Source organism: Agromyces arachidis (assembly GCF_052805135.1).
On record NZ_JBRBDK010000018.1, the window covers coordinates 1 to 4,954 of the forward strand.

Consider the following 4,954-nt stretch of genomic DNA (forward strand, 5'->3'; position numbering starts at 1 on the left):
CGGGTCGACCGGCTCAGCCCGCCGCGACCAGCCCGTCGTGCCGGGCCCGCCAGGCCTTGATCCCGCCGTCGATGGAGTCCCACACGGCGATGACGACCGTCGCCGACACCACGATGGTGGTGAGCACCCCGCCGGGGAGGATGCCTTCGGGCCAGCCGAGCTCGTCGAAGAGCGCCGGGTCGAACAGCCGGCCCGTCGAGGCGAGCCAGACGACCGGGATCGCGAACGCGGCGTTCAGCGCGACGTTGATCGCGGCGAACCCGGCGTTCCAGTGCCCGTTCCGGTACAGCAGGATCCAGAACCCCACCTCGAGCGCGAGGATCGCGATGAGGTACGGCAGCCAGAACGACCAGAGGTCGGGGTTCAGGACCGGCGTGGCCTGGCCGCCCGGGAACGGGACGCTGAACTGCTGCCACACGAGCAGCACCATCGCGAGCACGAGGAAGACGACCGAGGCGATCAGGTCGGCACGGGACACCTGGCGCGCTCGCGGCAGGTCGGGCAGCTGCGCCGGAGACCAGGTGTCGGCCTTCGGGCCGCGCGACGGCGCACGCTCGATGATCGCGAAGACGAGCGTTACCCAGAAGGCGAGGTTCACGACGATCGAGACGCCGGTGGCGAGGGCGTCGGTCACGGCCTCGCCGACGGAGGCCCCGCCGATGAGTCGCGCGAACAGCAGCGCGCCCATCGCGATCGGCACGATGATCGCGACGAGCAGCTTCAGCAGGCGCAGCCAGTCGAGGTAGTACCGCGGGCCGATCAGCTGGAGCGGCCGGTCGAGGTACCCGGCGGCGAGCCGCTCGGGATCGCCGAGCGCGGTGAGCGCGCCCACCTCGGCGTCGGCGCGATCCCTCGCGGTGCCGGAGGCGACGCGCGCGTCGACCTCGTCGCCGATGCGCTCGCGCAGCTCCCGGTCGAGGTCGGCGCGCTGCCGCTCGGGCACCGTGCGCACGGCCGCGTGCACGTAGCGGTCGGTCAGGGTGGCGGTCGGGGTGCTCATGATTCGTCTCCCGAGGTGAGCCGGGTGAGGGCTCGATCGATGTTCCGCCAGTCGGCGGCGAGGGTGCCCGCGAGCTCGTCGCCGGCGGGACTCGTGCGGTAGAACTTGCGGGGGCGCGCCTCGTCGGTGTTCCACTCGCTCGTGAGGAGGCCCTGCTTCTCGAGCCGTCGCAGCAGCGGGTACAGGGTGTTCGCGTCGACGGTGATGCCCAGCCCGTTCAGCGACTCGAGCAGGGCGTACCCGTAGTCGGGCTCGCGCAGCCGCACCAGGCAGCCGAGCACGACCGTGCCGCGCCGCAGTTCCTGCAGGTGGCCGGCGGTCGTGTCATCCGTGCTCATGCCTCGCACTGTACTGTGCGTCGCACGGTAATGCAAGACCCACGACGACGGATGGCACCCCCTTGCCCTTCTCAGGAACGCGCGCGCGATTCCATGCGCTTCTCAGGACGACACGCCGCGCTGGAGCGCGACCCGCCGGATAACGCCTGAGAACGGTCGGGGCTACTCGTTGGCGTGGGACTCGAGGAAGGCGTAGACCTCGGCGTCGTCGACGCCCGGGAAGGTGCCCGACGGCAGGGGCGAGAGCACGTGCGCGTGCAACCGCGCGCTCGGCCACGCCTGCCCGGACCAGCGCTCGGCCAGTCCGTCCGGCGCCCGACGGCAGCAGGACTCGTCGGGGCAGGTCGAGGTCGCGCGCACCGTGGTCTCGCGCCCGCGGAACCACTTCGCCTGGTTGAACGGGACGCCGACGGAGATCGAGAACGCCGCGGCATCCGTCCGGCCGGTCTGGGTGGCGTCCCAGAACGTGCCCGCCGGGGTGTCGGTGTACTGGTAGTTCTCCGTGGTGCGGTTCGTGTGCTCGAACGCGGTCCGCGCGCTCCACTTCTTGCAGACCCACTGGCCCTCGATCGAGCCCGTGACGTCCTTCGGCAGGGGGAGCCCGTCGTTCTCGTACCCCTTCAGCAGCGCGCCGTCGCCGGCGACCCGCAGGAAGTGCACCGTCATGTCGAGGTGGCTGGTGGCCAGGTTCGTGAACCGCAGTGCGGCTGCCTCGTGGGTCACGCCGAACGCATCGCGGAAGTCCTCGATGGCCAGCCGCTTCTCCTTCTTGGCCTCCTGGAGGAACGCGACCGAAGCGTCCTGCGGCATCAGGCAGGCCGCGGCGAAGTAGTTGATCTCGAGCCGCTGCCAGAGGAACTCGTCGTAGCTCGCCGGCGGCTCGTGCCCGAGCAGGCGATGCGCCATCGCCTGCAGCGCCATCGAACGCAGGCCGTGCCCGCCCGGGATCGATGCCGGCGGCAGGTAGATGCGGCCGTTCGCGAGGTCGGTGATCGAACGGGTCGAGTCGGGGAGGTCGTCGACGTAGATGAGCTGGAATCCGAGCTGCTCGGCCATCACGCTCACCTCGCGGTGCGTGAGCGCGCCCGAGCGGTGGCCCGACGCGTGCACCCGCTCCTCGGCGAGCCGCTCGATGTCCGGCAGGTGGTTGGCGCGCTCGCGCATGCGCTCGCGCAGGTCGGTGTTGGCGCGTCGCGCCTCCTCGGGAGTGGCGATCGCCTCGGTCGCACGGCGCTCGAGTTCGTGGTGCAGTCCGACGATCGCCTCGAGCGCCTCGTCGGACATGCCGCGGGTGGGCTTCACGTGCGGAAGTCCCAGTGCCGCGTAGAGCGGGCTGGCCTGGGCCCGCCCCAGCTCGAGCTCGAGCTCGGCCCGACGGCTCGGGGCCTCGCGCGAGAGCAGGTCGGCGAGGTCGACCTGCAGGGTCGTGGCGAGCGCGTCGAGCGTCGAGAGCTTGGGCTCGCGCTTGCCGTTCTCGATGAGCGACAACTGGCTGCCGGCGAGCCCCACCGCCGCGCCGAGCTGGTCGAGGGTGAGGCCGCGCTCGCCGCGATAGTGGCGGATGCGGTGGCCGAGCGTCGCGAGATCCGGGCTGCCGAGCTTCATGGCTTCAGAATATCGAAAGATCGATGATTCTTAACGCGCCAACTGGCCGAACGGATGCCGCTTCTGCACGCAGACTTGAAGCACATCACCGATCCCGGTGCTTCCCGTACTTCCACGAAGGGACGACGATGACCATCTCCGACTTCACCGTGAACGGCTCCGCCGCCGCCGACGGCGACCAGGCGCACCGGCGCGGCACGACCGATCCCGCGCTCACGGCGTGGGTCGCCGAGATCGCCGCCCTGACCAAGCCGGACGAGATCGTCTGGTGCGATGGATCGAAGCGGGAGGCCGATGAACTCACTCGCCAGCTCGTCGCCGAGGGCAAGCTCATCAAGCTGAACCCCGAGTGGCGCCCGAACAGCTACCTGGCGCGCACCGACCCCTCGGATGTCGCGCGCGTCGAGGACCGGACGTTCATCTGCTCCACCTACGAGGAGGACGCGGGCCCGACCAACAACTGGCGCGACCCGCACGCGATGCGCGAGGAGCTCACCGAGGTCTTCGACGGCTCCATGAAGGGGCGCACGATGTACGTCGTCCCGTTCTCGATGGGTCCGCTCGGCGGCGACATCAGCCAGCTCGGCGTCGAGATCACCGACTCGCCCTACGTCGTGCTCTCGATGGGGATCATGACGCGCATGGGCGAGCAGGTGTACCGCCTCATCGAGGCCGGCGAGCCGTGGGTGCGCACCATCCACTCGCTCGGGTACCCGCTCGTCGACGGGGTGGGCCACCGCCGCGACGACGTCGAGTGGCCGTGCAACGACACCAAGTACATCGTGCAGTTCCCCGACTCCCGCGAGATCTGGTCGTACGGCTCGGGCTACGGCGGCAACGCGCTGCTCGCGAAGAAGGCGTTCGCGCTCCGCATCGCCTCGGTCATGGCGCGCGACGAGGGATGGCTCGCCGAGCACATGCTGCTCATCAAGATCACCTCGCCCGAGGGCAAGGCGTACCACGTCGCCGCCGCGTTCCCGTCGGCGTGCGGCAAGACCAACCTCGCGATGCTGCAGCCGACGATCCCCGGCTGGAAGGTCGAGACCATCGGCGACGACATCGCCTGGATGCGTCCCGGCGACGACGGGCGCCTCTACGCGATCAACCCGGAGGCCGGGTTCTTCGGCGTCGCGCCGGGCACCGGCGAGTCGACCAACCCGACCGCGGTGCAGACGCTGTGGGGCAACACCATCTTCACGAACGTCGCGCTGCGGCCCGACGGCGACGTCTGGTGGGAGGGCCTGACGGACGAGCCGCCCGCCGAGCTCACCGACTGGCAGGGCGAGCCGTGGACGCCCGGATCCGGTCGTCCGGCCGCGCACCCGAACTCGCGGTTCACCGTGGCCGCGGCGCAGTGCCCGCAGATCTCCGACGACTGGGACGCCCACGACGGCGTGCCCATCGACGCGATCCTGTTCGGCGGCCGTCGCGCCACCAACGTGCCGCTCGTCGCCGAGGCCCGCAGCTGGAAGCACGGCGTGTTCATGGGCGCGACCATCTCCTCCGAGCAGACCGCGGCCGCGGAGGGCACGGTCGGCGAACTCCGCCGCGACCCCTTCGCCATGCTCCCGTTCTGCGGCTACAACATGGCCGACTACTGGGGCCACTGGGTCAAGATGGGCCGGATCCTCGACGTGAACGCGCCGAAGATCTTCCAGGTCAACTGGTTCCGCAAGGGTCACGACGGGAAGTTCCTCTGGCCGGGCTTCGGCGAGAACTCGCGCGTGCTCGAGTGGATCGTCGGCCGCGTCGAGGGCACCGTCGAGGCCACCGAGACGCCGATCGGCCTCCTCCCGGCCGAGGGTTCCCTCGACCTGGACGGGCTTGAGCTCTCGCAGGACACCGTCGACCACCTCTTCGAGGTCGACCCGACGACGTGGCTCGCCGAGTGCGACCTCACCGAGGAGTACTTCGCGCAGTTCGGCGACCGGGTTCCGGCCGCGCTCCGCGCGGAGCTGTCCAGCCTGCGGTACCACCTGCAGCAGCAGGCCGGACGGGACTGACCGCCGTC

At 70.5% G+C, this 4,954-nt stretch carries 4 protein-coding genes; 1 reads left to right on the forward strand and 3 read right to left on the reverse strand.

Annotated features, from left to right (window positions below; all coding sequences use genetic code 11):
- Positions 1-13: 13 nt before the first annotated feature.
- The 3 genes from ACUY4T_RS14350 to ACUY4T_RS14360 form a co-directional block, all read right to left on the reverse strand.
- Positions 14-1,000: a permease prefix domain 1-containing protein gene (locus ACUY4T_RS14350; protein WP_446019645.1), complete on the reverse strand. Its 987-nt coding sequence runs from the start codon at positions 998-1,000 to the stop codon at positions 14-16.
- Positions 997-1,338, reverse strand: coding sequence for a PadR family transcriptional regulator (locus ACUY4T_RS14355; protein ID WP_446019646.1), 342 nt, complete (start codon positions 1,336-1,338; stop codon positions 997-999). The genes ACUY4T_RS14350 and ACUY4T_RS14355 overlap by 4 nt, the downstream gene beginning before the upstream one ends.
- Before the next feature lie 162 nt (positions 1,339-1,500).
- The gene (locus ACUY4T_RS14360; RefSeq protein WP_446019647.1) at positions 1,501-2,943 is read right to left on the reverse strand and encodes a helix-turn-helix domain-containing protein; all 1,443 of its coding nucleotides are present in this window, start codon (positions 2,941-2,943) and stop codon (positions 1,501-1,503) included.
- Positions 2,944-3,071: 128 nt separating this feature from the next.
- Here ACUY4T_RS14360 and ACUY4T_RS14365 point away from each other — a divergent pair, with 128 nt between their 5' ends.
- A complete protein-coding gene (locus ACUY4T_RS14365) occupies positions 3,072-4,946 on the forward strand; it encodes a phosphoenolpyruvate carboxykinase (GTP) (protein WP_446019648.1) in 1,875 nt (624 codons plus the stop codon).
- Positions 4,947-4,954 lie beyond the last annotated feature (8 nt).